The organism is Devosia epidermidihirudinis, from assembly GCF_000971295.1.
GTDB lineage: Bacteria > Pseudomonadota > Alphaproteobacteria > Rhizobiales > Devosiaceae > Devosia > Devosia epidermidihirudinis.
Genome location: NZ_LANJ01000016.1, coordinates 470,528 through 494,118, shown reverse-complemented (window position 1 = coordinate 494,118; position 23,591 = coordinate 470,528). Strand labels below are relative to the sequence as shown.

At 60.8% G+C, this 23,591-nt stretch carries 24 protein-coding genes; 14 read left to right on the top strand and 10 right to left on the bottom strand.

All coding sequences use genetic code 11. The features are described from left to right. Window positions 1-69: 69 nt before the first annotated feature. The 6 genes from WH87_RS10690 to WH87_RS10665 all read left to right on the top strand — a co-directional run bounded on the left by WH87_RS10690 (window position 70) and on the right by WH87_RS10665 (window position 5,594). On the top strand, window positions 70-966 hold the full coding sequence (locus WH87_RS10690; protein WP_046139170.1) for a carbohydrate ABC transporter permease: 897 nt from the start codon (window positions 70-72) through the stop codon (window positions 964-966). Further along, window positions 930-1,895, top strand: a complete 966-nt coding sequence (locus tag WH87_RS10685; protein WP_245622374.1) for a carbohydrate ABC transporter permease — start codon at window positions 930-932, stop codon at window positions 1,893-1,895. The genes WH87_RS10690 and WH87_RS10685 overlap by 37 nt, the downstream gene beginning before the upstream one ends. A gap of 11 nt (window positions 1,896-1,906) precedes the next feature. Then, entirely contained in the window at window positions 1,907-2,998 is a 1,092-nt protein-coding gene (locus WH87_RS10680; RefSeq protein WP_046139172.1) for an ABC transporter ATP-binding protein, read from the top strand. 24 nt (window positions 2,999-3,022) lie between these two features. Then, entirely contained in the window at window positions 3,023-4,270 is a 1,248-nt protein-coding gene (locus tag WH87_RS10675) for an ABC transporter substrate-binding protein (RefSeq protein ID WP_046139173.1), read from the top strand. A gap of 88 nt (window positions 4,271-4,358) precedes the next feature. Beyond that, the gene (locus WH87_RS10670; protein WP_245622373.1) at window positions 4,359-4,826 is read left to right on the top strand and encodes a VOC family protein; all 468 of its coding nucleotides are present in this window, start codon (window positions 4,359-4,361) and stop codon (window positions 4,824-4,826) included. A gap of 9 nt (window positions 4,827-4,835) precedes the next feature. Further along, a complete protein-coding gene (locus WH87_RS10665; RefSeq protein ID WP_046139175.1) occupies window positions 4,836-5,594 on the top strand; it encodes a sugar phosphate isomerase/epimerase family protein in 759 nt (252 codons plus the stop codon). A gap of 181 nt (window positions 5,595-5,775) precedes the next feature. Here WH87_RS10665 and WH87_RS10660 read toward each other — a convergent pair whose 3' ends face one another. From WH87_RS10660 to WH87_RS10635, 6 genes are all read right to left on the bottom strand, one after another. After that, a complete protein-coding gene (locus WH87_RS10660) occupies window positions 5,776-6,171 on the bottom strand; it encodes a DUF1801 domain-containing protein (protein ID WP_197410777.1) in 396 nt (131 codons plus the stop codon). A 1-nt stretch (window position 6,172) separates the two neighbouring features. After that, the gene (locus WH87_RS10655) at window positions 6,173-6,880 is read right to left on the bottom strand and encodes a glutamine amidotransferase-related protein (RefSeq protein ID WP_046139176.1); all 708 of its coding nucleotides are present in this window, start codon (window positions 6,878-6,880) and stop codon (window positions 6,173-6,175) included. 65 nt (window positions 6,881-6,945) lie between these two features. Beyond that, window positions 6,946-7,446, bottom strand: coding sequence for a peptide-methionine (R)-S-oxide reductase MsrB (gene msrB, locus WH87_RS10650; RefSeq protein WP_046139177.1), 501 nt, complete (start codon window positions 7,444-7,446; stop codon window positions 6,946-6,948). 183 nt (window positions 7,447-7,629) lie between these two features. Continuing rightward, window positions 7,630-8,106, bottom strand: a complete 477-nt coding sequence (locus tag WH87_RS10645) for a fasciclin domain-containing protein (protein ID WP_407060039.1) — start codon at window positions 8,104-8,106, stop codon at window positions 7,630-7,632. A gap of 299 nt (window positions 8,107-8,405) precedes the next feature. Then, window positions 8,406-9,122, bottom strand: coding sequence for an anti-sigma factor (locus WH87_RS10640; RefSeq protein WP_046139179.1), 717 nt, complete (start codon window positions 9,120-9,122; stop codon window positions 8,406-8,408). After that, window positions 9,119-9,670, bottom strand: a complete 552-nt coding sequence (locus WH87_RS10635; protein ID WP_046139180.1) for a sigma-70 family RNA polymerase sigma factor — start codon at window positions 9,668-9,670, stop codon at window positions 9,119-9,121. Before WH87_RS10635 ends, WH87_RS10640 begins: the two co-directional genes overlap by 4 nt. 191 nt (window positions 9,671-9,861) lie before the next feature. On the opposite strand from WH87_RS10635, the gene argB reads away from it, so the two are divergent. Next, complete coding sequence (argB, locus tag WH87_RS10630) at window positions 9,862-10,764, top strand: acetylglutamate kinase (protein ID WP_046139181.1); 903 nt, start codon at window positions 9,862-9,864, stop codon at window positions 10,762-10,764. Between the two features lie 55 nt (window positions 10,765-10,819). On the opposite strand, the gene WH87_RS10625 is transcribed toward argB, so the two are convergent. Together WH87_RS10625 and WH87_RS10620 are read right to left on the bottom strand one after the other, a co-directional pair. Then, a complete protein-coding gene (locus WH87_RS10625) occupies window positions 10,820-12,319 on the bottom strand; it encodes a DHA2 family efflux MFS transporter permease subunit (protein ID WP_046139182.1) in 1,500 nt (499 codons plus the stop codon). An 11-nt stretch (window positions 12,320-12,330) separates the two neighbouring features. Further along, the gene (locus WH87_RS10620; protein WP_046139183.1) at window positions 12,331-12,939 is read right to left on the bottom strand and encodes a TetR/AcrR family transcriptional regulator; all 609 of its coding nucleotides are present in this window, start codon (window positions 12,937-12,939) and stop codon (window positions 12,331-12,333) included. A gap of 753 nt (window positions 12,940-13,692) precedes the next feature. On the opposite strand from WH87_RS10620, the gene ilvA reads away from it, so the two are divergent. The 3 genes from ilvA to WH87_RS10605 all read left to right on the top strand — a co-directional run bounded on the left by ilvA (window position 13,693) and on the right by WH87_RS10605 (window position 17,411). Next, window positions 13,693-15,216, top strand: a complete 1,524-nt coding sequence (ilvA, locus tag WH87_RS10615) for a threonine ammonia-lyase, biosynthetic (RefSeq protein WP_046139184.1) — start codon at window positions 13,693-13,695, stop codon at window positions 15,214-15,216. A gap of 168 nt (window positions 15,217-15,384) precedes the next feature. Next, entirely contained in the window at window positions 15,385-16,629 is a 1,245-nt protein-coding gene (locus tag WH87_RS10610) for a hypothetical protein (RefSeq protein WP_046173245.1), read from the top strand. 80 nt (window positions 16,630-16,709) lie between these two features. Continuing rightward, the gene (locus WH87_RS10605; protein ID WP_046139186.1) at window positions 16,710-17,411 is read left to right on the top strand and encodes a pyrimidine 5'-nucleotidase; all 702 of its coding nucleotides are present in this window, start codon (window positions 16,710-16,712) and stop codon (window positions 17,409-17,411) included. Here the strand turns inward: WH87_RS10605 and WH87_RS10600 are convergent, their stop codons facing one another. Beyond that, window positions 17,412-17,789, bottom strand: a complete 378-nt coding sequence (locus WH87_RS10600; protein WP_197410776.1) for a VOC family protein — start codon at window positions 17,787-17,789, stop codon at window positions 17,412-17,414. Between the two features lie 164 nt (window positions 17,790-17,953). Between WH87_RS10600 and WH87_RS10595 the strand changes: the two genes are divergently transcribed. Further along, window positions 17,954-18,943 carry a potassium channel beta subunit family protein gene (locus WH87_RS10595; RefSeq protein ID WP_046139763.1) on the top strand — a complete coding sequence of 330 codons (990 nt, stop codon included), beginning with the start codon at window positions 17,954-17,956 and terminating at the stop codon, window positions 18,941-18,943. 216 nt (window positions 18,944-19,159) lie between these two features. Then, window positions 19,160-21,037, top strand: a complete 1,878-nt coding sequence (locus tag WH87_RS10590) for an ABC transporter ATP-binding protein (protein WP_046139187.1) — start codon at window positions 19,160-19,162, stop codon at window positions 21,035-21,037. A gap of 3 nt (window positions 21,038-21,040) precedes the next feature. Here WH87_RS10590 and WH87_RS10585 read toward each other — a convergent pair whose 3' ends face one another. After that, the gene (locus WH87_RS10585) at window positions 21,041-22,033 is read right to left on the bottom strand and encodes an MDR family oxidoreductase (RefSeq protein ID WP_046139188.1); all 993 of its coding nucleotides are present in this window, start codon (window positions 22,031-22,033) and stop codon (window positions 21,041-21,043) included. 118 nt (window positions 22,034-22,151) lie between these two features. On the opposite strand from WH87_RS10585, the gene WH87_RS10580 reads away from it, so the two are divergent. Together WH87_RS10580 and WH87_RS10575 are read left to right on the top strand one after the other, a co-directional pair. Further along, window positions 22,152-22,466 carry an ArsR/SmtB family transcription factor gene (locus WH87_RS10580; RefSeq protein WP_046139189.1) on the top strand — a complete coding sequence of 105 codons (315 nt, stop codon included), beginning with the start codon at window positions 22,152-22,154 and terminating at the stop codon, window positions 22,464-22,466. A 77-nt stretch (window positions 22,467-22,543) separates the two neighbouring features. Further along, the gene (locus tag WH87_RS10575) at window positions 22,544-23,581 is read left to right on the top strand and encodes a cation diffusion facilitator family transporter (protein WP_082092624.1); all 1,038 of its coding nucleotides are present in this window, start codon (window positions 22,544-22,546) and stop codon (window positions 23,579-23,581) included. The last annotated feature ends 10 nt before the right edge of the window (window positions 23,582-23,591 follow it).

Sequence of the window (23,591 nt, the reverse complement as noted above, 5' to 3'; positions counted from 1 at the left end):
ATACAACTCGCAAGAGTTGGCGCGACGAAGAGCGGACAAATCCGCCCGGCGCGTATGGGAGGAGAGACCATGGCCTTACGCTGGAGCCGATGGTCGCCGCAACTGGCGCTCGTGCCAGCTATTGCGGTGACGCTTGTTGCCTTCGTCGGCGGCATCATCTGGACGGTTTATCTGTCGCTGACCCGCAGTCGGCGCATTCCAGAGTACACCATCGACTGGAGTGATTGGTTCCGCCAATATGATCGTCTGTTCAGGGACGATGCCTGGGCAATCTCTTTGCAGAACCTCATCATCCTGGGGATTGGTAGCGCGCTGGCCATTGTTTTTGGCTTTGTGCTAGCCGCCATGATCGACCGCGAACGACGCGGCGAGAGTTTCTTCCGCACGGTGTTCCTCTATCCTCTGGCTATTTCCCTGATTGTCACCGGTGCTGCCTGGCGTTGGATTTTCAATCCGGAATATGGCGTCGAGCCTTTCCTGCACTCGTTGGGGCTGACTTGGGTCAATGCCAGCTGGCTCTCCAGCGGGGAAACCGCCATGTGGGCGATCATTCTGGCTTCGGTCTGGCAGAGTTCCGGCTTCTACATGGCGCTGATGCTGGCAGGCCTCAAGTCGATCAATTCGGAGATCTGGAGCGCCGCGCGCCTCGACGGCGTCAGCCTCTGGAAGCTCTACACCCAGATCATCATTCCGATGATGAAGTTCACATTTGTCACCTGCGCCATTCTGCTCTCACTCGGCGTGATCAAGGCATATGACGTTGTTGTTGCCATGACCAATGGCGGCCCCGGCCAGTCCACCTATGTGCCCGCTTTCTTCACCATCCAGGCCATGACCGGTCGCGGCAATCTCGGCTTCGCCTCGGCCGCCGCGGTGATGATGCTGGTGATCACGGCCATCGTGTTTCTGCCCCTGGTGCTGCTGACAGCATGGCAACAACGCCGCAGCGCGAGGATTGCAAAATGAGCGAGATTACGATTGCCGCGCGCAATGCCAAGGGCGAGGTTACAGTCAGTCGCGCGCCCTATTTCCCGCGTAAAAAGAAGACGATCACCGGCCGCTCTATTGCCGTTCTTGTTTTCTTGGCGCTCTGCGCGCTGTTCTTCTGCATTCCGCTCTATGTCGTGGTCGTCACGTCCTTCAAGACGATGGATCAGATCCGCGAAGGCGCGATGTTTTCGTTGCCGTATGTGTGGACACTCGAGGCATGGGACCATGCGTGGAACAGCGCGTGTTCCGGCATCAACTGCAACGGCCTCAAGGTCGGATTCTGGAGTTCGGTGTCCATTCTCATCCCGTCGCTGATCCTCTCGATCGGGATCTCGATGATCACAGGATATGCGCTGGCATTGTGGAATGTGCGCTGGGCGGGAGCGTTCCTGTTCATCCTGTTTATCTGCGCCTTTGTGCCTTTCCAGATCATCATGTTCCCTCTGATCTCGATGACGGCTGCGCTTAAAGTCTACGGCAGCATTTGGGGCGTGGCTCTGGTTCATGCGGTGCTAGCCATGCCCGTGCTGACCCTGATCTTCCGCAACTACTACAAAGATATCCCGCAGGAGATCATGAGCGCTGCGGTGATGGACTCTGGCTCCTTCTGGCGCATCTTCACGGAGATTATTTTGCCTATGTCGGGAAACATCCTGATCGTCGTTCTGATCATGCAGATCACCAGCATCTGGAACGACTATCTGATCGGGGTGACCTTCGGTGGGCCGGGGAGCCAGCCGATGACGGTAAACCTGGCGAACCTCATTACCATCTCCACCGGTGTGACCCGTTACAACGACAACATGGCCGCGGCATTGCTGACCGCCATCCCCCCACTCGTCATCTACTTCTTCGTCGGAAAGCTCTTCGTTCAGGGCATTACCGCCGGCGCCATCAAGGGTTGATCGGAACTGTCATGCCACGTGTAAGCTTTGAGCACATCACCAAGACCTATGGTCAAGTCCAGGTTCTCGACGATCTCAATCTGGCAATCGACGACGGCGATTTCCTCGTCCTGCTCGGTCCCTCCGGTTGCGGCAAGACCACGCTGTTGAACTTGTTGGCGGGGCTGTTGGACGTGACAGACGGGCGCATCATGATCGGCGACCGCGACGTGACTGACGTCGACCCCAAAGACCGTGGCCTTGCCATGGTGTTCCAGTCCTATGCGCTCTATCCAACGAAAACCGTGCACGGCAACCTCAAGTTCGGCCTCGCGGCCAGCAAGCTGCCGCGTGAGGAAATTGAAAAGCGGATCGCTTGGGCCGCCAAGCTCTTGCAGATCGAACCACTGCTGAACCGCAAGCCCGCAAACCTCTCTGGCGGACAGCGCCAACGCGTGGCCATCGGTCGGGCCCTGGTCAAGAATGTCGGTGTGTTCCTATTCGACGAGCCCTTATCGAACCTCGATGCCAAGTTGCGCACCGAGATGCGGCTCGAGATCAAGAAGCTGCACGACACTCTGAAGCACACCATCGTCTATGTAACGCACGACCAGATCGAAGCCATGACCATGGCAACCAAGATTGCGGTCATGAACGGTGGTGTCATTCAGCAGTTCGGAACCCCGGACGATATCTACGAGCGCCCTGCCAATCTGTTTGTCGCTAGCTTTATCGGTTCTCCCGGAATGAATCTGCGCCCTGCCAAGCTTGCCGTTGGCGGGGGCAAGGTCGAGGCGGTATTCCCATCCGGCGTGCGTTTTGACGTTTCCGACTACAATTTCGTCGCGCCTCCCAAGGACGGCGAGGACGTGATCGCGGGCCTGCGCCCCGAGCACTTCCTGGTGGGCGCCGGTGACGGTGCCGCAACCTTTGACATCCCGGTTCAATACGCAGAGCGCACCGGCCCTGATGCCAGCGCCTATTTCAATTTTGAAAACGAACTTCTTGCCCTTCGTGTCGACCCCGACATCGCTGCCCGGCTGAAGCCCGGCGAGCACGCGACGGTGCGTTACCTCAGAGGCAAGGCCAACCTATTCGACGCCCGGAGCGGGCAGCGGATGTAAGCCGACATCACAAGGGAGAGAGAGATGTCTTCAAGAATACTGCCCGGCCTTGCCGCCGGTTTGTTGCTGGGAGCCACATCGTTTGGCGCCATGGCAGCGGATCTTGTTGTTTATCATAGCTGGTCGGCCGCGCCCGAAGTGGCGGCCCTCAATGTCCTCAAAGCAGGTATAGAAGCCAAAGGCCACACCTGGACCGACATTGCGATCCCGCACAATACCGGCTCAAACGTCAATTTGATGAGCCTGGTAACAGGTGGTCAGCCCCCGAATGTGTTCATGGAGTCCAATCCCGGCGTCTATCGCGATCTGGCCGGCATGGGCTTCGGCTTCCCGCTGACGCAGTGGTACACCGACAATCACGTCACGGAAAATCTTCCAGCTGCGGTAGCTGCGTCGATCGCCGTTGATGGCGAGATCGTCAAGGTGCCTACTGCCCTCCATATCGACGGTATGGTCTACTACAATAAGGACGTTGCCGCCGCCGTGGGTGTCGATCCGGCATCCTGGACCTCGCTTGATGCGATGTTCGCAGACTTTCAGAAGGTCCGCGACGCAGGCTATGCACCGGTCGCTGTCGGGAGCCAGCCTTTCCAGGTCGGTTATCTGATGCACGCTCTGGTTGCCGCCATCGCCGGTCCTGACATCTACAGCAGCATCTATGGTGGTGACGTCGATCCTGCCGTGTTTGATGACCCAGCCTTCGCCAAAACGCTGGAAACCCTGCGCCTATTCTCACAGGAAGCTGGCCGCGAGGCACAGAACCGCCCGTGGAACGAGACCACCAATCAGGTGATCACGGGCAAGGCTCTCATGCAGGTGCATGGCGACTGGATGAAAGGTGAATGGCTGGGCGCTGGCAAGGTGGCCGGCAAAGACTTCGGCTGTGTCGAAATCCCCGGAGCCAAATCCGTCGTTGTCACGGTTGACGCCTGGGGTCTGCTCGGCGGCGTATCTGATGAGATGAAAGCCGCAGAACTCGACTTCGCATCCGTGGTCGTCGATCCAGAGATTCAGGCCAAGTTCTCAGCCGCGAAGGGGTCAACTCCTGTGCGTCTTGATGCGCCTGCGGCCAGCCTTGATGCATGCAGCACAGAAGTGTTGAGCATTCTTGCCGACCCGGCGCGGCAGGTGCAGAGCCCGAACAACACAGTCGACTCCGATTGGCAGAGTTCGATTTGGGACGTTGTGTTCAACTACTGGGGCGATCCCTCGATGAGCGTTGAGGACGTGATCGCCAAGCTCAAGGACAATTACGAGACCATCCTCGGCTAACCCTATCCTCCCCGGAGGCCGGCGACCCGACAAGCTTGGGCCGCCGGTTTATTTTAACACGAGTTGGACGACCAAAATGGACACGCGCTTGCTGGACGAAGACGCGGTGATGCAAATCTGCTTCGTCACCCACGATGTTATCAAATCTGCCCAATGGTTCGCGGACCTCACCGGAAAGCCCATGCCGACCGAAGGCAAGGCCGCTGAGCCAGAAGAGGCGCAAGCCATCTATAATGGCAAACCCGCCAATGTCGGCTGCCGCATCATGATGTTCAAATTCGGCAATATCGATGTGGAGTTTCTCCAGCCCGGCCCGGAACAAAGTGCCTGGCGTGATTTGCTCGAAGAGAAAGGGCCGGGGTGCCATCACATCGCGTTCAAGACGCGTAACCTCACGGAGCGCAACGCCTATCTCGAAGGCAAGGGGCACCGACTGCTGCAGCGTGGCGAGTTTGATGGCAGTCATGGGCGTTACGCCTACTACGACACCGTCAAAGATCTCGGTGTGATGGTTGAGCTGCTCGAGTTCGACAAAGACAAGCATCCTCAGGGCTAGGGGCATTCCATGACCTACAAGATCGCCTATCAGCTCTACTCCTCACGCTACTTTCCACCACTCGCAGCACAATTGCCCTTACTCAAGGCCATGGGATACGACGCAATTGAACCTTGGCTGCCAGCGTATGAAGCCGATCCGTCGCTGTTCCGGCGCCAACTCGATGATGCTGGCCTCGCCTGTTATGGCTTTCACATGCCCCTGTCTGGGTTGGTCGATGAGCCCAATCGTTTCATCGATATCGCCTTAACCCTCGGCGCCAATGTGCTGATCCCGCCCTATGTAACCGCCGAAGAACGCGAACCGACGGCGGATTACTATCGGGCCTTGGGCGAAAAACTCGGACGTGGCGCAGACGCCGCATCATCCCACGGCCTCAAGGTTGCCTGGCACAACCACGATTTCGAGTTCGTGCCGCTACCCGATGGAACACGTCCCATCGATCATATCTTCGAAGCGGGGGGCAAGGACGTCTGGTTCGAAATCGACTGTGGCTGGATCGTGCGAGCCGGCGTCGACCCAGCAGGTGAAATCCAGCGTTTTGCGGACCGGATCATTGCTATCCAGACCAAAGACACAGCTCCTGCAGGCACGACTGTGGATGAGGGGTGGACGGCGACGGGCGATGGCATCATCGACTGGCGTCTACTTGCTCAGAACTTCCATAAAACAGCGGCGGATCATCTGGTTGTCGAGCACGACAATCCAAGTGACTGGGAACGGTTCGCCCGAAGGTCAATCAACTTCATCCGGGGCATAGGGCTCTGAGAGTTGAATGGATTGGGCATTGGGGGCCTAGCCCAGAGCTGTGCGAGGCGGACGATGTTACGTGGCCACATCGTCTGTCCCATCCTGCTTCCTCGTCGGCAAAAAAGCTGACGAGGAGCGGGTTCGGTGCAGCCCAAGCAAAACACCTGTGGGCACCGGTGCCCAGCCAGTCAGCCCAAAATTACCGTGTCGTGCACGCCACCCAGCGGCGCAGGACTTCGCTGAGGGCTTCGGCTTTGGCGGTAAGATCGTTGGCATCGCGGATGGTCACCACGCCGCGATCGGGTGCGGCCCAGGACAAAAGCTTGGCGGGATCTTCGAAGCGGAAGAAATCGTCGGCGCCGGCTTTGGCGCCACGATGCAGGATCAGCTGGACACGATCACCGGGGTGCAGGCGCATGGTGATGCGGTCGTCAGCGCCCAGACCGAAGCTGGGGGCGTTCCACTTGATGCGCTCGACCAGATCGGGCACGGCATCGAGGATCAGGCGCCGCAGGGTCAGCACCTCGGGCTTTCGGGCGTGCTGCAAATCATCAAGATAGGTATCGACCACCGATACCATGTCCAACACTGCCATTTCAGCGCCCCTTGAAGAACTGCCCGATATAGCCAGCAACATCTGCACTGCTGGACGGTGTGGCAACTGAGGCAACAGCCTTGTCCACAACCGAGTCTGGGGCTTTGCCGCGCCGCAGCTCGGCCAGCGCCAAAGTATAGTCATCGGCAAATTCGGGATGGGGCTGAAAACTCAGCGCCGCGCCGTTGCGATAGGCCAGCCCCGCATTGGGGGTGAAGTCGGAGGCCAGGATCACCTCGGCCTCGCGCGGCGGCGCGATAACCTGATCCTGATGCGAACAGGCGACCGCCAACGTTGGGGGTGCGCCGCGCATGTAGTCGGGCCGTCCGACCACGCGATAGGTGTGGCGACCAAGGCCCCAGCCCTTTTCAGACTGACGGACATCGCCCCCCAGTGCATCGGCCATGATCTGATGGCCAAAGCAGATGCCGAGCATGGGCGTGCGCTTGCCATAGGCGTCGCGCACGAACTCGCGCAGCGGATTGAGCCAGGGCAGATCATCATAGACACCGGCAGCCGAGCCGGTGATGACGATGGCATCGAGCGAGGCGGGATCGGGCATGGGCGCGCCGTCTGAGACGGGCACCGTGTCATAGTTGAAACCCTGCCCCGTCGCGTCGAACATTTTCTCGAACATCCGCCGATAGGGCCCGAAGTCATTCCTCAGGGATACGGGCACATCGCCGGTCTGGATGATGGTGAGCTTCATGGGCGGATCTCGTGCGTGAGGCTATTGCTCACACATATCGATATCGAGCCTCAACAATCAACGGGCTAAGCCGCCTTGGGCACGAAGGCGAGCGAGACGCCGTTGATGCAATAGCGCAGGCCCGTGGGCTGGGGGCCATCGTTGAACACGTGGCCCTGATGGCCACCGCAATTGGAGCAGTGCACTTCGGTGCGCTCCATAAACAGCGAGGTATCGCTGGTGGTGCCCAGAGCGCCTGGAATAAAGGTGTAGAAGCTCGGCCAACCGGTGCCGCTATCGAACTTGGTGTCCGACAGAAACAGGGGCAGCGCACACCCGGCGCAGACGAAAGTGCCCGCGCTATGCTCGTCATTGAGCGGCGAGGTATAAGGGCGCTCGGTGCCTTCGTGGCGCAGCACATCATAGGCTTCGGGCGAGAGCTTGGCCTTCCACTCATCGTCGCTCAGCTTATAGGGAAAGTCGCCCTCAGCGGCCACGGTTTCGCCCATGGGACGAAACAGCGCGAAGCCCGAAAGCGCAGCGATGGCGGTGCCACCCAACAGCAAATTACGACGCGTGATGTCCATGATCTCGTCCTTTGCAAATAAGTCCCGCGCCCCGGCTCGCGTGGAGGAGAACGAGCCGTGACGCGGGGCATATGACGGCCATTGTAGATCCGGGGCGGGGGCAATGGCACGTCAAGTTATGGTGAGAGGCCGCGAGGGCAGCGGCCTCTCTCAAACCGCCATTCGCAATGGCGGTCTGTCTGGTTACATCTTTGGGGTCAGCACCTTGTCGATGACGTGGATCACGCCGTTCGACTGGTTGACGTCAGCGATGGTGACATTGGCCACGGTACCGTTTTCGTCGGTCACGGTGATCTTGCCGCCATTGTCTTCGAGCGTCAGCTTGCAGCCACCAACGGTGTCAACGACATGCTTGCCGCCATCAGCCTTGACCATGGACGCGATGTCGGTCGAGAGGGCCTTGGCCGCGATCACGTGACAGGTCAGGATCTTGGTCAGCATGTCCTTGTTTTCTGGCTTCAGCAGATTGTCGACCGTGCCAGCAGGCAGGGCGGCAAAGGCTTCGTTGGTTGGGGCCAGAACGGTGAATGGGCCAGGGCCCGACAGTGTATCGACAAGGCCGGCAGCTTTGACGGCAGCAACCAGCGTGGTGTGGTCGGCAGAGTTGACGGCGTTTTCGATGATGTTCTTGTCGGCATACATGGCAGCGCCACCAACCATTGGGTTGTCAGCAGCAAAGGCAGCAACGCCAGCGAAGGACGACAGGGTCAGCACGGAAGCCAGGGTCAGGGCGCGCAGAGAGATGGTCATTTGTTTGTTCCTTCCTCGAATTTTGTTCCCGTTGATCGGCTGGGACAATGAAAGGAACGGGCGCTTTTCCGATTAAGTTTCAGCTGTTTCGGCTCAGGCACAAAAAGATCGAAAAAACTTTCAACCGTGAAAAACATTCGGCAGGTCAAAACGATACGGGGTGGATAGCGCTTGGCCATCCACCCCGTAGAAATACGAGTCGCTGATTTTTAGATGGCGGTGACAGCACCCTTGGCGACAATCGGGCCATGCGGCGTGCCGTCCGGCGAGCCGCCCGATTGCTCAAGCGTAATCGCCAGCACCGAGCCTTCGCCCCAGCCCGCCAGAACGTCTGGCGCGATGGTGACACTGGAGCGTTCGCCGACCGGAATGACGCCCATGGAGATGGGGTTATTACCACCCTGAATGGCCCAGAGCTCAAAATCCTTTTGCGGCACCGCTTCGCCGGACAGCGCGGTCAGTCGCACATTGCCACTGCCGTCATAGAGCGCGACGAATTTGACATTGCTGCCCTCCTCCTCAAGCGCCGCCACCAGCTGGGTGGTGAGGCTCGCGACGTCGCGCGCCGGCTGCATCAAGTTGAAACCCACCGCAGCGACTGCCACCGCCAGTGCACCCGCCGCAATGCTGCGCCACACCAGTAGGGATTCCCAGATCGAAGCTTTGCGCGGTGGTGCCGCAGCGCCAAAGGCGCGGGCTTCGATCCCGGAATAGAGATGGCCGGGCGGGGCGACCTCTTCATAATCGCTGTTAAGCGCGCCAAAGCGGCTGATCCAGAAATCGCGTTCGGCGCGCAGGGCCTGATCGTCCTCGATCAGGCGGCCAATGCGCTCATGCTCCCCAGCTGGCAGCAGGCCGAGCACATATTCAGCCACGACGGTTTTGGCGCCGCCGTCGTCTCCATCAATGTCTTCGGGCGTTGTCATGCTGTGAGGCACTCTCTCAGTTTGATGAGACTTCGGCGCAGCCAGGTCCGCATCGTGTTCAGTGGCACCGCGTAGCGTTCAGCCAATTCCTCGTAGCTGAAGCCATCGAGGTAGGCGCCGCGCACGGCATCGGCGCGCTCGACATCGAGCAGGCCAAGGCATTTCTCAATCCGGCCCCTCTCGTCGCTGTCCTCAGCGGCACGTTCGGGGCTGGGTCCGGCGTCGGGTATTTCCAGCGCCACGTCGATATCGTCGGAGACCGGGCGTCGGGCCCGCAGAATGTCGAGCGCGTGATTACGCGCCACCGCCACGAGCCAGCTAATCGGGCTGGTCGCACCGGCCACGTATCGGTCGGCACGCTGCCAAACCTTTACATAGACTTCCTGAATGGCCTCTTCGGCCTCTGAACGATCTCTCAAGATACGCAACACGACGCCGAAGAGTTTCGCGCTGGTGCGGTCATACAGCGTGCGGAACGCCGCCCGATCGCGCATGGCGCAACGGGAAATAAGATCGGCGATGTCTTGCGATGGCGTTTGCGTGGTCATGGTTTAGCCCGCCCCCTGGCCGTTACCCATCACTCATCCCTGCGCTGCGCGATGTCCGGCAGGGTCATAACGCGGCCATGCGCACAATGGATCATAACATTTGCCATGAGAACCGTCTTTTCCTTTGTGCAATGATGTTCTAGACCCGTCCGGTCATTTTTGCGCCGCCTTATCAGGGGAACAGGTCCGTCATGACCGATCAGAACAACTCGACCGACCGCTTTTCCCACGACGCTGGCATCCTTGCCCAGGCCCTGCCCTATATGCAGCGCTATGAGGGCAAGACCGTTGTGGTCAAATACGGCGGCCACGCCATGGGTGATGCCGTGCTGGGCCAGGCCTTTGCACGCGATATCGCTCTGCTCAAGCAATCCAAGGTCAACCCGATCGTGGTGCATGGCGGCGGCCCGCAGATCGCCTCCATGCTCGCCAAGCTCGGCATCGAATCCAAGTTCGAAGGTGGCCTGCGCGTCACCGACGCGCGGACGATGGAAGTCGTCGAGATGGTGCTGGCCGGCTCGATCAACAAGGAAATCGTCGCCCTCATCAATGCAGAGGGCGAGTGGGCCATTGGCCTGTGCGGTAAGGACGGCAATATGGTCTTTGCCAAAAAGGCAGAGAAGACCGTCAAAGACCCGACTTCCAATATCGAGCGCGTCATTGATCTCGGCTTTGTCGGTGAACCCGTCGAAGTCGATCGCACGCTGCTCGACCTTCTGGCCCGCTCAGAGATGATCCCGGTCATTGCCCCGGTTGCCCCCGGCCGCGACGGCAATACCTACAATATCAACGCCGATACCTTTGCTGGCGCCATTGCCGGCTCGCTCGGTGCCAAGCGCCTGTTGTTCCTGACCGACGTTCCCGGCGTGCTCGACAAGAACGGCAAGCTGATGCCTGAGCTGACCGTCAAGGAAGCCAAGGAGCTGATCGCTGACGGCACCATTTCGGGTGGCATGATCCCCAAGGTCGAAACGTGCCTCGAAGCGCTGGACAACGGTGTTGAGGGTGTCGTGATCCTCAATGGCAAGACGCCACACGTGGTGCTGGTGGAACTGTTCACCGAGCATGGTGCTGGTACGCTGATCGTGCGTTAAGCGCTGAAATCACCGCCAAACAAAAAGGCCGCCCAGTGGGCGGCCTTTCTTTTTATCAGACCTCGATGGCCACATGCGCAGGGGCGCCGCGCCCCTGCCCCTGGCCTTGTTCGCCGCCCTTTTTGAAGAAGGGGACCAAGAGCAGAACCAGCAGGAAGCTGCCGACCTGATACCAGAGCGCAAAGCTGGCTGCGTCTGCGAAGGCAGCGTGTGGGGCATTGCCGGCGGCAAAGCCGCTCGACAGCGTACCGAAGAACATTTCGCCCACCAGTGCCACGCCCAGCGCACCACCGACCTGCTGAAAGGCCTGCAGAGCGCCCGAACCGGCACCAGCATCACGATGGGGCACATTGCGCAGCACCAGCTGGAACAGCGACGAGAAGCCCAGACCCAGACCAATACCGGCCAGCAGCAGCGGCGGCAGGAAGCTCCAGTGGTCAATGGTATCGCCGGTCGAAGCAATGATGAAGTGCAGCGCACCAATGCCGCCCGCCAGCAGCGCACCGGAGGCCGCGAGACGTCCGCGCAGGTAACGCGAGCCAAAGCGGCCGGCAATGAACGAGGCCAGCAGCACCCCCACCGAGAACGGCGTATTGGTGAGGCCCGATTCCAGCGGGCTGAAGCCGAAGCCCGACTGCAGCAGGATCGAGATCACCATGAACATGCCTGGAATGCCCGAGGCGAAGACGGTGATGACGAAGGCGCCGAACATGAAATCACGATTGGCGATGAGATCAAAGTTCAGCAGTTGCGGCAGACCGGCCTTGGCGCGGGCACGGGTCCAGAGCACGAAACCGATCAGGCTCGCGACACCCGCCACAATCATGGCGAAGCACCAGAGCGGCCATTCATAGGCGCGGCCCTCAACGATGGGGAACACCACCATGACGATACCGGCGCCGAACAGAGCAATGCCGACATAGTCGTTCTTGAGCGCGGAGTGCCCAGGCAGGCGTGGGATGAGGAAATAGCCGGCGACCACGGCGGCAATTCCGACGGGAATGTTGACGAGGAAGATCGGCTGCCAGTCGAGACCAAACAGCTGGGCCGAGATCAGAAGGCCGCCAACGATGGGGCCGCAGACCGAGGCGAGACCTGCCGACAGACCGAACAACGAGAAGGCCTGCCCGCGTTCATGGGGCGGGAAGGTCACGGTGGCGATGGCCAGCACCTGCGGCGTCATCATGGCGCCAGCCAGACCCTGGATCACGCGGGCAACAATGAGGAATTCGATATTGGGCGACAGGCCACAGAGCGCCGAGGCGATGGTGAAACCGGCAACGCCCCACAGGAATAGCGTCGTGCGGCCAACGATATCTCCAAGGCGGCCAAAGGGCAGCAGGCCCAGTGCGAAGGCCAGCACATAGGCGGCCACAACCCATTCGATCTGGCTATCGGTCGCCCCGAGGCCTTCCCGCATGGACGGCAGCGCGACGTTGACGATGGTCACGTCGATCAGGTTCATGAAGTTGGCGATCAGCAGGATAAACAGCGCCGGCCAGCGGCGCGGATCGGCCGTATTTGGCGCAGGTGGCGCATAAGCGGTGGGAGACATGGGAGACGTCCTTACGAAGGTGATTTGAGAATGAATGAGCGCTCGAGTTCGGTGGTCAGCTGTTCGTAGCTGACGCTGAAATCGGTCCAGATCCGGCCGAATGACATCAGCGCGCCGGTGGTAATGAGAGCAGCAGCGACCGGATCGACGTCCGTCCGGAACGATCCATCGTCAACGCCGAGGCGGAAAATGGAGGCAAACTGGTAGCGCCAGAAATCGTGCATCGGCGCCATGATGCTGGAGATCCCTGCATCGCGCCGGGCTTTTTCGATCAGCTCGGTCAACACGGTAATCAGCTCTGGCGTATCGGTGAGGGACTCTTGGAAATCCTCGAACTCCATTCGCAACTGCTGAAGTCCGGTCTTGCCATGGCGTGAGCGACGCAGCGCCTGGCGCTTGAAGTCGTCGCGCATACTCTCAGCCACCAGCGTAATCAGCGCCTCCTTGGTGGGCACGTGATAGTGCAGCGTCGCGATGTTGATGCCGACGCGCGCGGCAATGTCGCGTGTACGCAGGCCTTCCAGCCCCTTTTCAACGATCAGCGCCCGCGCCGCCGCCGCAATGGCAAGGCGTCGTTCATCACCGCTTTCACGCTTGAAGGTCGGCTGGTCGCACTGCATCGAGATGTGTCCACAAGGATCGGGCAGCCTCTATAGACCCGCGAGATCGGCCAATCAATCACTTGATTGAGAAGCTGAGATGCATCGGATGCATGGGTCGGTGGGATACGTGTTGGTCCTCAGATCCCTCCCCTTCCGAGCTCATCCCCACCAACCGGGCTGCCCTCGGGCTTGATCCGAGGGCCACTCTCCAACTGGCACAAGCGGCCAATGGCCCTCGGATCAAGTCCGAGGGCAGCATCTGTGGATGGGCGAGACGGAGTTTCAAACGCACCATCACGCCCCACCCACAAATCGTCACCCTCGGGCCCGACCCGAGGGCTCTGCACTTGTAAAAACCCCCTCGGGTCAAGCCCGAGGGTGACGAAGCGTTGCAGGTGAGAAGTTCCCCCAAAAACTTATCCCCGCCACCGCCACTCCGCCGCATACTCCCACCACCACCTCACGACACCAGCGGGTCGCGCGAACCGGCCGTGGGGGGCAGATGGGAGCGGGGGATGTTCGTAAACCCCGTGGGTTGCGTGGACCGGAGACGGGGAAGGCCCCCGACAAAGGATGCCGCCAACTGCGAAAACCCATCGCGTGCGGCGAGTTTCGCTTCACTTATTACAAAACCCATGAGGCGCAGCTCGCCGCATGCACGCTGTTGGCTTCATCCGCACCGCCATCTGGCCGCGCGGGGTTTCTCCACGTCGGCATTGACAAAACCGCGCTCTGGGCTTCCATCGCCTTCGAATAGATGGAGCAGCCGCCATGCAGGACTATGTCCGCCGTATTCTCACCTCCTCGGTCTACGAAGTGGCTGAAGAAACGCCGCTGGAGCGCATGGCGCTGCTGTCGGGGCGGCTGGGTGTGGATGTGCTGCTCAAGCGCGAAGATATGCAGCCGGTGTTTTCCTTCAAGATCCGCGGCGCGCATAATCGCATCGCCCACCTGACCGCTGAAGAACGTTCGCGCGGCGTGATCTGCGCCTCCGCCGGCAATCATGCGCAGGGCGTGGCCCTATCGGCCAGCCGGCTTGGCATTCGCGCTGTCGTCGTCATGCCGACCACGACGCCGGTGATCAAGGTGGACGCCGTGCGCCGTCGCGGCGGCGAGGTCGTGCTGTTCGGCGATGGCTTCGACGCCGCCCGCGCCCACGCCGCCCAGCTGGCCGAAGAGAACGGCTATGTCGTCGTTCATCCCTTCGATGACCCCGACGTCATTGCCGGGCAAGGCACGATCGGCATGGAATTGCTGCGCCAGCATCCCGGCGACATCGGCGCCATCTATGTGCCGGTCGGCGGCGGCGGGTTGGCAGCGGGCATTGCAGCCTTCGTCAAATTCCTCCGGCCGGAGATCAAGGTGATCGGCGTTGAACCCGAAGAGGCCGCCAGCATGAAGGCGGCCATCGAAGCTGGCCATCCGGTAGCACTCGATCAGGTGGGCCTTTTTGCCGATGGCGTGGCCGTGCGTCAGGTTGGGGAGGAAACCTTCCGCCTCTGCCGCGAGCTGCTCGACGATATCGTTACCGTCACCGCCGATGAAATCTGTGCTGCGATCAAGGATATCTTTGACGATATGCGCGCCATTGCCGAACCGGCTGGCGCGCTGGCCCTGGCCGGTCTCCGTCGCGAAGTCGAGCGCGGCACCGCGCCCAAGGGGGCGCTGATCGCCATCAATTCAGGCGCCAATGTCAATTTCGACCGGCTGCGCTACGTCGCCGAACGCGCCGAAATCGGCGAGCGGGCCGAGGCTTTGCTGGCGGTCGAAATCCCCGAGCGCAAGGGCAGCTATCGCGAGTTCATCCGCCTGATCGGCCAGCGCTCGATTACCGAGTTCAACTACCGCTTCGCCCATGGGGCAGCGGCGCGCATCTTTGTCGGCATCAAGCTCAGCGGTGGTGACGTCGAAAAGGCCGAGGTCATCGACATGCTCGAGGCCAATCGCCTGTCGGTCACCGACATGACCGACAATGAAGTGGCCAAGCTGCATGTGCGCTACATGGTCGGCGGACGGGTCAATGATCTCGACGACGAGATCGTCTACCGCTTCCAGTTCCCCGAGCGGCCGGGCGCGCTGCTGAAGTTCCTCGAAGGCCTCAATGACGAGTGGAACATTTCACTGTTCCACTATCGCAATCATGGCGCTGATTACGGCCGCGTATTGGTGGGCGTGCAGGTGCCGGAGGCCACGCGCGCCGATTTCATCGCCCACATCGATGCGGTGGGCTTCCCCTATTGGAACGAAACCGACAACCCGGCCTATCGACAATTTCTGGATCACGAACGACTTTGAAACCATGGCGCTTGGCAAAGGTTGTGTTTCACGCCGGCGTCTTATCTTTGCGCAATAAGTAACTTCTTGAGTGCTGGGGCGTTTTTCCGCCGCAATCCATTGCAATCGGCAGACTGGACCGCCGCCGAACCGTTACAACAACACAATAATCGACCGGAGACGAATTTGATGATGATGACCAAGACCCGCCTGATCCTGCTGGCCGGCGTTGCCACCGGCATCATGCTGCAGCCCGCCATGGCACTCGACGCGCAGGCCTTTGTTGATCGCGTCGCCGAAGTTTACAAAACCATCGGTTATGACCTCGAGTTCGGTACGGCAACTCTTGATGGCGACACCATCACGGTCGATGGCGTGACCGTCGGTCTCACCCAGATGGCTGCAGAAGACGGCATGGAGCCCGTGGTGATCGACACCGAGCTGACCTTCTCGGGCGTCACCGAGGGCGCTGATGGCAGCTACAAGGCTGCCTCGCTCACCGTTCCAGATATCGACACTGACTTCGCCGAAGACCCAACGGGCCATCTCACGCTGAGCGACATTCGCGTCGACGGCATTTACGTGCCTGCTGGCGACACTATTCCAGCCGTGGCGGTCCTGCAGCTCTGGCAGTCGGCCAGCACCGGCAAGCTATCGGTCACCCGCGATGGGGAAGAGGTCATCTCGATCGACTCGATCACGAGCAACACGACCTTCAATCCCGAGCAGGGCGCGGCTGCGCTCACCGATCTGCACTCGACCTTTGCCGCCAACAATATCCGGCTGGATCTGTCGACCGTGGGCGAAGAAGACGCATCGGCCGGCGCTGTTATCGAGGCCCTCGGCCTGACCAACATTTCGGGCAACATCACCCAGGACGTGACCTGGTCGATGGCCGATGGCCACATGGTGATCAATGAAGCCAAGTTCGACTTCCCGCAGGTTGGCAAGATCAACCTCAAGGCCGACCTGACCGGTCTCACGCCAGCGGTTCTCGATCAGATCTACGCCATGCAGGCCGCCATGGCCGCCTCAGGCGACGCCAGCGAAGAGCAGGCTCAGGCCCAGATGATGAGCACCATGGCGCTGATGCAGGGCGTGTCCATCGTCGGCGCGTCGGTGCGTTATGACGATGCCTCGCTTGCGGGCAAGCTGCTGGAGTTCTTCGCCACCCAGTCGGGTACCGACCGTGCAACCTTCGTATCGGGCATCAAGTCGATGCTGCCGGCACTGATCGGCCAGGCGGGCATTCCCGCGCTGACCGATCTGGTCGTGCCACCGGTTTCGGCCTTCCTCGACAACCCACAGAGCCTTGAAGTCAAGGTTGCCCCACCATCGCCAACCTCGGTGCTGGTGCTGATGGCCGCTGCGGCCAATCCAGCGGGCCTGATCACGGCTCTTGGCCTTGGCGTTACCGCCAATCAGGCAGAATAATTGCTCCCGGGAGCGGCGTTCGCGCCGCTCCCACGCAGACGTTAGGTGAATTTTTTCCGAATTTGCGGCATAGTTGAACGATGAACGATCTTACGCCGCCTATCCGCAGCCTCTCCCACATCACAGACTGGGTCTTTGACCTCGACAACACGCTCTATCCGCGCAGTTGCAACCTGTTCGCACAAATCGACGTGCGCATCACCAATTACGTGATGAACGTCACCCAGCTCGATTTCGAAGCCGCCCGCACCCTGCAGAAGGGCTATTACCGCGATTTCGGCACCACACTGAACGGGTTGATGCTCAAGCATGCCATCGACCCCGATGACTTCCTCAACACGGTCCACGCCATCGACTATAGCCCGGTCGAGGCCCATCCCGATCTCGTCGAGGCCATCCGTGCCCTGCCCGGCCGCAAGTTCATCCTGACCAATGGAGATACCGGCCATGCGCGTTCGGTGCTCTCAAAGCTCGGCGGGGATGGCTTGTTCGAGCATGTGCATGACATTCGCGCCATGACCTACGTGCCCAAGCCGCACCGGGAAGCCTATGACGGCTTCTTTGCACTGCACGGCATTGATCCCAGCCGCGCCGTGATGTTTGACGATCTCGAAAAGAACCTCGTCGTGCCGCATGATGTCGGCATGTCCACCGTTCAGGTCGTCGCGGGCCCGGACTATGCTCATGAGCAGGTCGAGGCGTGGGAGCTGGGTCGCGCCAGCGGCCCGCATGTGCACCACATCACCGACAATCTGGCGTCGTTCTTGCGCAAGCTGCCTTAGCTACATCGAATTGAGATGCAAAATATTGCCGTCTGGATCCTTGAACCAGGCGGCCTTGAAGCTCCCCGCCGAATGGATGCCATTGGCATAGTCCATGCCCATTTCGGGATAATGCTCAAACTTTATCCCCTTGCCCAGCAGGTCGGCGACAATAGCGTCGATCTGGCGGCCAACGCCCCAGACAACGGCATTGGCCTTATTGGTGCCAGCGTTATCGGATTTATAGACCACCAGTGAAGTTCGCCCGGTGTGATAGCGGGCGATATTGTCATCGCTGGACGCCTCTTCGAGCCCCAGCAGACGACCATAGAACTCGCGTGCATGGGTCATGTCAGTAACGGCGATGATGGCCGTGGAGTCGATGTCCTTGAGCAGCATGAAAGCCTCCTGTGCGTCCATCCACAACGCGCGGCGCAGGCACAGGTTCAAAGCGGCAGGGGCGACGGCTTTACAGGCTCAAATGGCAGGCGTAGAACCTTCACTCCATCGTCAAATGACGATGAATGAATTGCGGCACTGCCGCCAACTTCAAGGAACAGACCATGGAATATCGTCGCTTGGGCAAAACCGGCCTCAAGGTCAGCGAACTGTCGCTGGGCAGCTGGGTCACCTTCGGCAAGCAGGTCGACGAGAAGGAGGCCATGTCGCTGATGAGCCTCGCCTATGACGAGGGCATCAACTTCTTCGACAATGCGGAAGGCTATGAAGCCGGCGAATCCGAAGCCCTGATGGGCGCAGCGCTGCAGAAGCTGGGCTGGAGCCGCGACAGCTACTCGGTCTCGTCCAAGGTGTTCTGGGGCGGGGAAAAGCCAACCCAGAAGGGTCTCAGCCGCAAGCATGTCACCGAAGCCGCCCATGCCGCACTCAAGCGCCTGCGCGTCGATTATCTCGATCTCTATTTCTGCCACCGGCCGGACATCGATACCCCGATCGAGGAAACTGTCTGGGCGATGCACAACCTCGTCACTCAGGGCAAGATCCTCTATTGGGGCACCTCCGAGTGGAACGCCCAGCAGCTGACCGAGGCCTGGGCCGTAGCCAAGGACCTCAAGATCACTCCACCGGTAATGGAGCAGCCACAGTACAATCTGTTCGTGCGCGAGAAGGTCGAGAACGACTATCTGCCGCTCTATGACCTGATGGGCCTGGGCACCACGATCTGGTCGCCCCTCGCCTCGGGCGCGCTGACCGGCAAGTATAATGACGGTATTCCCGCAGACAGCCGCTTCAACCTGCCCGGCTATGAATGGCTCAAGAAGGAATGGACCAGCGAAGCCGGTAAGGCCAAGCTCGACAAAATCCGCCAGCTGGCGAGCCTGGCCAAGGAGATCGGCCTGCCGATCCATCACCTGGCCCTCCTCTGGTGCCTCAGCAACCCACACGTCTCGACGGTGATCCTGGGCGCATCCAAGAAAGTGCAGCTTGAGGACAACCTCTCGGCGCTCAAGTCCAAGGCCAAGCTTACCCCTGATGTGATCGAAAAGATCGAAGCCATCATGGGCAACAAGCCCGCAGAACGTCAGCGCTATTAAGCCGACTTTGCAGTCGTCTCCCTCCCCCTTGTGGGGGAGGGATCAAGGGTGGGGGGCGTGCAGTGACCACAATGCCACCCCCACCCAGGCCCTCCCCGCAAGGGGGAGGGGGCGCAAGAGCAGAGGCAACTGCCCCGCCCCCAGCTTTCCAAACCGTAATAAATTGGGCTTATCCAACATCTTCCCGCCTCACCAGCGCGCGCCTATATTGCTGGCATGACCGATCTTCCGGGCCGCCGCCCACCGCCGATCCCCGACAAAGCCCCGACCTTCCGCGAACGCATTGAAAATCTGCGCCATCTTGGGCGTTTGGTGGCGCAGATCTGGCGGACCAGTAAGCCGCTGACCGCCGCCAGCATTGGCCTCAGGCTGATCTCATCGCTGCAGCCCATCGCCATGCTCTACGTGGGCAAGCTGATCATCGATGAGGTGGTACGGCTCAGCACAGGCGCCCATCCCGGCGCCGGATTTGGCGATTGGTGGGCCAGCGGCGAGCTGTCCCGCGTCATACTATTCCTGGGGATCGAGCTGGCCCTGGTCATCGCATCCGATCTCTTGTCGCGCGCCACCGGCCTCGTGGACTCGGTGCTGTCCGAGCTCCATTCCAACACGGTCAGCGTCGAGCTGATGGCACATGCCGCCAAGCTCGACCTGATGCATTTCGAGTCCGCTGAATATCAGGACCGGCTGGAGCGCGCCCGCCGACAGGCCGCTGGGCGCAATGCGCTGCTCAGCCAGATGTTTGGGCAGGCGCAGGACATCATTACCGTCGTCACCCTTGCCGCCGGCCTGTTCTTTTACGCGCCATGGCTGATCCTGTTGCTGCCGTTGAGCTTTGTTCCGGCCATTTGGGGCGAGACACGGTTCAATACACTGGCCTATTTCATGAGCCGCTGGCGCACGCCGGAACGGCGCGAGCTGGAATATATCCGCTATATCGGCGCCAGCGCCGAAACGGCCAAGGAGCTCAAGCTGTTCGGGCTCGGCGATTTCCTGATCGCCCGCTTCAAGCAGCTGGCTCACACCATCTATCTCGAAAACCGCGACCTCTCGACCAAACGCGCCGCCTGGGGCGCGCTGTTCTCGGCCATTTCGACGCTGACCTATTATGGCGCCTATGCCTTCATCGTCTGGCGCACCATCACCGGCGATTTCACCATTGGTGATCTGGCGTTCCTGTCGGGCTCGTTCCTGCGCCTCAATGGGCTGTTCCAGAAGATCCTGCTTGGCTTCACCCAGATTGCCGGCCAGTCGATGTATCTCGACGACCTGTTCTCGTTCTTCGAGATCGAGCCGACAATCCTCTCTCCGGTGAACCCAAAGCCGTTCCCGCAGCCGATCCAAAAAGGCATCGTCTTCGACAATGTCGGCTTCCGTTATCCCGATACCGAAGGCTGGGCGATCCGCAACTTGTCCTTCACGCTAAAGGCCGGTGAGACGCTGGCCTTGGTCGGCGAGAACGGCGCGGGCAAGACCACGATCGTCAAGCTATTGACCCGGCTTTACGATCCAGATGAAGGCCGCATCACCATTGATGGCATTGACCTTAAAGCCATGCGCATCGAAGACATTCACGCCCATGTCGGCGTTATCTTTCAGGACTTCATCCGCTATAGCCTGTCCGCCCGGGAGAATATCGGGGTTGGGCGGATCGCCGAGCAGGAGAATATGGACCTGATCGCCGACGCCGCCGAGCGCAGCCTTGCCGATCAGGTGATCGCCAAGCTGCCACAAGGCTATGACCAGCAACTGGGCCGTCTGTTCAAGAAAGGCCGCGACCTCTCGGGCGGTGAATGGCAGAAGGTCGCCATTGCCCGCGCCTATATGCGCGACGCCGATCTGATCATCCTCGACGAACCCACCGCCGCCCTCGACGCCAAGGCGGAGGCGGAAGTGTTCTCACGCTTCAAGAGTCTGGCCGCCGGCAAGACCGCCGTCATCATCTCGCACCGGTTCTCGACCGTGCGCATGGCCGACCGCATTCTGGTTTTGGAGAACGGGCGCATCCTCGAGTCCGGCTCGCACGAGGATCTGGTGGCGATGCGCGGACGGTATGCCGAACTGTTTGAATTGCAGGCGGCTGGATATCGGTAGGGGCTAGCGCACCTTCACCAAGGTGCGCCCCTTCACCTGCCCCGCCAATATCGCCTGCGCTGCCTCTGGCAATTGCTCCAGCCCGATCTCGGTGACATTGCCCGCGCCATAGGCCTCAAAGTCGAACAGCTCGCCCAGCCGCTGCCACGCCGTCACCCGGGTCTCGAACTTCTGCATCACGCTATCAATGCCGATCAGCGTCACCCCACGCAGGATGAACGGCAGCACATTAGTCTCAAGCCCGATCCCACCGGCATTGCCGATGCTGGCGACAAGGCCATCGTACTTCACCTGCTTGAGCACCTTGCCCAGCACCTTGCCGCCGACATTGTCGATCACCCCGGCCCAGCGCGCCGTCTCAAGCGGCTTATCAGGCTCGGCCAGAAAGCTGTCGCGATCCACCGCGCTCGAGGCGCCCAGTGCCAGCAGCGAGGCCGCATGTTCCGCCCGCCCCGACAAGGCCGCCACCTGATAGCCCAGCTTGGCCAGAAGGGTCACCGCAACACTGCCTACGCCGCCCGCGGCGCCCGTCACCAGTACTTCGCCGCCATCGGGCTTCAGGCCAACCGCTTCCAGCCGATTGATCGCCAGCATCGCCGTCAGCCCCGCCGTGCCGATCACCATGGCGTCGCGCGTGCTGAAACCTCGCGGCAGCGGCACGAGCCAGTCGGCCCTGACCCGCGCCTTTTCGGCATAGCCGCCCCATTGCGTCTCCCCAACGCGCCACCCGGTGAGCACCACCGTGTCGCCCAAGCCATAGCGGTCGGACTGGCTGTCGCTCACCGTTCCGGCAAAGTCGATGCCCGCGACATGGGGATAGGTCCGCACCAGTCCACCAGCGCCCGTGAGGCAGAGCCCATCCTTGTAATTGAGCCCGGCCCAGTCGATGTCGACCGTAACGTCGCCCTCGGGCAGACGCGCCTCTTCCACCTGCTCAACACCCGAGGATACTTTGCCCTCGGCATCCTTGTTGGTCACCAATGCGCGAAAGGTCATGGGGCGGGCTCCTCGATTGTCCGCCAATTTGCCACGCGCCGCCCGTTCGAGCCACCCCTCTGGCGTCATGGGGCAAAGCGCCTTACCTCTGGGACAGCAAGCCCCATTGAGTAAAAGCATGACCACGCCCAGCGACAGCCAGATCGCCGACCTCGCCGAAACCTATCGCCTGCTGGGCGATCCGACGCGGTTGCGCGTGCTGCTGGCGTGTCTGGGCGAGCCCATCGCGGTCGGCGATATCGCCAAATCCGTCAATGCCTCTCCGTCGCTGGTCAGCCATCACCTGCGCCTGTTGCGCGGCGCGCGGCTGGTGCGCGGAACCCGACGCAACAAGCAGGTGTTCTACGAAACGGCGGACGATCATATCGCCCATATGCTGACGGACATGATTGCGCACGCCATGGAAGACCATAGCGAGGACAGCGACGCCTAAAGCTGCCTCGCCGATTTCACTTGATTGCTATATATGAACATGTATTCATATGTAGCAATGAATGAGAAGGATCGACGATGAGCACGGCTGGCGAAAGCGGACAGCATGACCACGCGGACCATGATCACGCCGATCATGACCATGACGCTACAGGCCACAACCACACCGAGAACGGGCACGACCATTCGGGCCATGACCATTCAGGCCACGATCACAGCCATGCGCCCACGGTCGGCGCGGGCAATGAACGGGTGGTACTGATCGGCTTTGTGCTGACCGCCGGCTTCATGGTCGCCGAGATCGTCGCGGGCGTGATGTCGGGCTCGCTGGCGTTGATCGCCGATGCCGGACACATGCTGACCGACGCTGCCGCGCTGCTGCTGGCCTGGGCCGCATTCCGCTTTGGTCGCCGCGCCTCGGATGGCCAGCGCACCTTTGGCTATATGCGGCTCGAAGTGGTCGCGGGGCTGGTCAACGCCATTACCCTCTTCGCCTTGGTCGGCTGGATTGCCTACGAGGCGGTGCAACGCCTGTTTACGCCGCACGAAGTGCTGGCCGGGCCGATGTTCATCGTCGCGGTGCTGGGGCTGTTCGTCAATATCGGCGTGTTCTTCGTGCTGTCGCGTGGCGACAAGGATCACGTCAACATCCGCGGCGCCATGTTGCATGTGCTCGGCGATCTGCTCGGCTCGGTGGCGGCCATCGCGGCGGCGGTTATCATCTGGCTGACCGGCTGGATGCCAATCGATCCGATCCTGTCCGTGCTGGTGTGCCTGCTCATTCTGCGCAGCGCCTGGCGGTTGTTCCGCGGCTCGCTTCACATCCTGATGGAAGGTACGCCTCCCAATGTGGTGATCGAAGACTTGAGCCGTCAACTGCTCGCAGCCGTGCCGGGCCTGGAGGCGGTGCGTCACGTTCACGTGTGGTCGATCACCTCGGGCAAGCCCGTCGCAACGCTTGAGATCGCGCTGGCGCAAGGCGCTGACCCCGATGCGGTGACCCAGGCCGCCAAGGCAGAGCTGCTTGCGCAGTATGGCATCATCCACTCGACCATCGAGATTGCCTGGGACAAGGCGCGTCCCGACTGCGTGCTGGCGGAGGGTGGTATCCCTTAAGCCCCTTGCG

Excerpts from the sequence above, each read along its gene's own strand:
- WH87_RS10690 (WP_046139170.1), top strand. The coding sequence starts at position 70 with ATGGCCTTACGCTGGAGCCGATGGTCGCCGCAACTGGCGCTCGTGCCA.
- WH87_RS10685 (WP_245622374.1), top strand. The coding sequence starts at position 930 with ATGGCAACAACGCCGCAGCGCGAGGATTGCAAAATGAGCGAGATTACG.
- WH87_RS10680 (WP_046139172.1), top strand. The coding sequence starts at position 1,907 with ATGCCACGTGTAAGCTTTGAGCACATCACCAAGACCTATGGTCAAGTC.
- WH87_RS10675 (WP_046139173.1), top strand. The coding sequence starts at position 3,023 with ATGTCTTCAAGAATACTGCCCGGCCTTGCCGCCGGTTTGTTGCTGGGA.
- WH87_RS10665 (WP_046139175.1), top strand. The coding sequence starts at position 4,836 with ATGACCTACAAGATCGCCTATCAGCTCTACTCCTCACGCTACTTTCCA.
- WH87_RS10660 (WP_197410777.1), bottom strand. The coding sequence starts at position 6,171 with ATGGCAGTGTTGGACATGGTATCGGTGGTCGATACCTATCTTGATGAT.
- WH87_RS10655 (WP_046139176.1), bottom strand. The coding sequence starts at position 6,880 with ATGAAGCTCACCATCATCCAGACCGGCGATGTGCCCGTATCCCTGAGG.
- msrB (WP_046139177.1), bottom strand. The coding sequence starts at position 7,446 with ATGGACATCACGCGTCGTAATTTGCTGTTGGGTGGCACCGCCATCGCT.
- WH87_RS10645 (WP_407060039.1), bottom strand. The coding sequence starts at position 8,106 with ATGGTTGGTGGCGCTGCCATGTATGCCGACAAGAACATCATCGAAAAC.
- WH87_RS10640 (WP_046139179.1), bottom strand. The coding sequence starts at position 9,122 with ATGACAACGCCCGAAGACATTGATGGAGACGACGGCGGCGCCAAAACC.
- WH87_RS10635 (WP_046139180.1), bottom strand. The coding sequence starts at position 9,670 with ATGACCACGCAAACGCCATCGCAAGACATCGCCGATCTTATTTCCCGT.
- argB (WP_046139181.1), top strand. The coding sequence starts at position 9,862 with ATGACCGATCAGAACAACTCGACCGACCGCTTTTCCCACGACGCTGGC.
- WH87_RS10625 (WP_046139182.1), bottom strand. The coding sequence starts at position 12,319 with ATGTCTCCCACCGCTTATGCGCCACCTGCGCCAAATACGGCCGATCCG.
- WH87_RS10620 (WP_046139183.1), bottom strand. The coding sequence starts at position 12,939 with ATGCAGTGCGACCAGCCGACCTTCAAGCGTGAAAGCGGTGATGAACGA.
- ilvA (WP_046139184.1), top strand. The coding sequence starts at position 13,693 with ATGCAGGACTATGTCCGCCGTATTCTCACCTCCTCGGTCTACGAAGTG.
- WH87_RS10610 (WP_046173245.1), top strand. The coding sequence starts at position 15,385 with ATGATGATGACCAAGACCCGCCTGATCCTGCTGGCCGGCGTTGCCACC.
- WH87_RS10605 (WP_046139186.1), top strand. The coding sequence starts at position 16,710 with ATGAACGATCTTACGCCGCCTATCCGCAGCCTCTCCCACATCACAGAC.
- WH87_RS10600 (WP_197410776.1), bottom strand. The coding sequence starts at position 17,789 with ATGCTGCTCAAGGACATCGACTCCACGGCCATCATCGCCGTTACTGAC.
- WH87_RS10595 (WP_046139763.1), top strand. The coding sequence starts at position 17,954 with ATGGAATATCGTCGCTTGGGCAAAACCGGCCTCAAGGTCAGCGAACTG.
- WH87_RS10590 (WP_046139187.1), top strand. The coding sequence starts at position 19,160 with ATGACCGATCTTCCGGGCCGCCGCCCACCGCCGATCCCCGACAAAGCC.
- WH87_RS10585 (WP_046139188.1), bottom strand. The coding sequence starts at position 22,033 with ATGACCTTTCGCGCATTGGTGACCAACAAGGATGCCGAGGGCAAAGTA.
- WH87_RS10580 (WP_046139189.1), top strand. The coding sequence starts at position 22,152 with ATGACCACGCCCAGCGACAGCCAGATCGCCGACCTCGCCGAAACCTAT.
- WH87_RS10575 (WP_082092624.1), top strand. The coding sequence starts at position 22,544 with ATGAGCACGGCTGGCGAAAGCGGACAGCATGACCACGCGGACCATGAT.